The sequence below is a fragment of the Corallococcus sicarius genome, assembly GCF_003611735.1.
GTDB lineage: Bacteria > Myxococcota > Myxococcia > Myxococcales > Myxococcaceae > Corallococcus > Corallococcus sicarius.
In genome coordinates, this window is record NZ_RAWG01000586.1 from 1 (window position 1) to 2,223 (window position 2,223).

At 76.5% G+C, this 2,223-nt stretch carries 1 protein-coding gene and 1 pseudogene; one reads left to right on the forward strand and one right to left on the reverse strand.

Features of this window, described 5'->3' with window-relative positions; genetic code table 11:
* Positions 1–230: pseudogene (locus D7X12_RS43895) on the reverse strand (hypothetical protein); the annotation flags it as partial.
* A gap of 74 nt (positions 231–304) precedes the next feature.
* On the opposite strand from D7X12_RS43895, the gene D7X12_RS40975 reads away from it, so the two are divergent.
* The coding region (locus D7X12_RS40975) for a HEAT repeat domain-containing protein (protein WP_120630520.1) at positions 305–2,223 on the forward strand (1,919 nt) is incomplete at its 3' end.

Below are 2,223 nucleotides of genomic sequence, written 5' to 3' on the forward strand. Positions count from 1 at the left end.
GCTTTGGGCACGGGGGCGGCGGGACGGGCACGCGGCGGCGGTCCGACCCCGGTGCTCTCATCTTCCTCGGGTCCGCCCTCGTCCTCGGCACCCGCGAGAAAGGACTGGTCGATGATGTAGTCGCATTCGGGGCAGATGGCGGTGTCGTCCGCGACCTTGCGCTTGCAGCCTGGGCAGTTCAGGGCCGGTGCTCCGGGAGGGGTGAACAGCCCTCCATCTTTCCGGTCCATGCGCGTGCCTGTCAAACCCGTTCAGCGCCATAACCCCTGGATTTTCGCGGAGAATTGACCTACCCCCTGGGGGCATGGCCCGCCTGCCCGCCGCCGTGTCCACTGGCCTCCTCCTGTTGACTGCGTGTGTGCGCGCGGTGCCTCCGTCCGACGGAGGTGGCCATCCGGCCCCGGGACCCGAGCGCGTCCTGGAGCGCATCGCCGACTGGGAGGACCGCCGCTCGCTGGGAGGAGGCGAGCTGGTGAGGCTCGCCACGTCGGCGCCGGACGTGGCCGTGCGGACGCGGGCCCTGAGGGCGCTCGGGCGCATCCAGGACGTGACGACGCTGGACGCGGTGGTGGCCGGGCTGACGGCGTCCGAGACGGCCGTGCGCGACGAGGCGGCCTTCGCGGCGGGCGAGCTGGCGCTGTCGTGGGAGCCCCTCCCGGAGGAGGCCCGGACGGCGCTGACCGGAGCGCTGACGCGCGCCGAGGCCTCGGAAGCCGACCCGGCGGTGCGGACCACGTTGCTGGAGTCCCTGGGCAAGCTGGCCACGCCCGGTGCGGTGGAGGCGCTGACAGCCCGCCTGTCCCCGCCCGACAGCCCCTGGGCGGCCCCCGCGGCGAAGGCCCTGGGCGTGGTGGCGCGCAAGGCCGGCGCGGCGTCGGTGGCCGCTGTTCCGCTGGCGGCGATGGTGGCGCTGATCGAGCCCGCGCGTCCGCAGCCGGCGCGCTACGGCGGGGCGTACCTGCTGGCGACGGCGAAGCGTCCCGAGTCCGTGCCCACGCTGCGCGGCTGTACGGGCGACGCGGATCCCGACGTGCGCGCCCTCTGCGCGAAGGGGCTGGGAGACGTGGGCGGTCCCAACGACGCGTCCGCGCTGGCGCCGCTGCTCGCGGACGGCACGCCCCGGGTGGCGGCGGAGGCGGCGCGGGCGCTGGCGAAGCAGGTGGCGAAGTGCCCGGTCGCGGCAGGACCCACCGCGTGCCCGCCGCTGGGCGCCCTGTCCGCGCTCGCGTCCCGGGTGAAACAGGTGGCGGCGGGAAGCGCGGCGTGGGCGCACCCGCTGCTGGCGGTGGCGCAGCAGGGACTTCCCGTGAGCGGCAGGCCGCTGCTGAGCCAGCTCCGGAGCGCCCTGGCCGAGTCCGACCGGAGCACCCCGTCCGAGGAGGCGCGCGTGGACCTCGCGTGGCTCGACTGCCGGTTCGCGGCAGCGCTGGACCGGCAGACCGGGGAGCTGAAGGAGGCGCGCGCGTGCGGCTTCGGCCGCGTGTCCGAACCCCGGCGGCTGGCCCTGGGCTTGCGCGAGGTGGCGCAGTTCACCCAAGGCGCCGCTGCACCCTCATCGCCGGGGGGAATCCCTCCCCGGGGGCCCGGCGCCGCCTTCGCGGTGCCGCTGCTGGGCCACGCAAGCCCGCAGGTGCGCGGCGCGGCGCTGGAGGTCGTGGCGGAGCGTCCGGTGCCGGAAGCCCTGGCGCCGGTGCGTGCGCTCATCGCGGGGGACGACGCGGTCCTGGCGGGGCTCGCCGCGTCCGCCGCGGGCAAGCTGAAGGACGCCGAAGCGTTGCCCGCCGTGGAGGCGCTGGCGGCGCGCGTGCCCCGGGAGCCGGACCTCGCGGAGGCGGTGGCCGGCGCGCTCGTCGCGCTGCAGGGCAGGGCGGCCGAACCCCGTCTGCGCGAATGGCTGGGCCACCCGCACGCCAACGTGCGCCGGGTCGCGGCCGAGGCCCTCACGACGCTGACGGGCGCTGCCGTGCGCTCGGCCCGCGTGGAGCTGCCCGCGGACACGTACCGTCCGCCGGCCGCGCCGCCGGGCACGACGCTCACGCTGCGCACGCGCAAGGGGGACATCACCGTCCTGCTGGAGCGCGATGCACCGCTCACGGGCGGCAACCTGGTGGCGCTCGCGAAGCAGGGCTACTTCCGGGGCGTCACCTTCCACCGCGTCGTGCCGGACTTCGTCGCGCAGGGCGGCGATCCGCGCGGAGACGGGGAGGGGGGGCCGGGGCACTC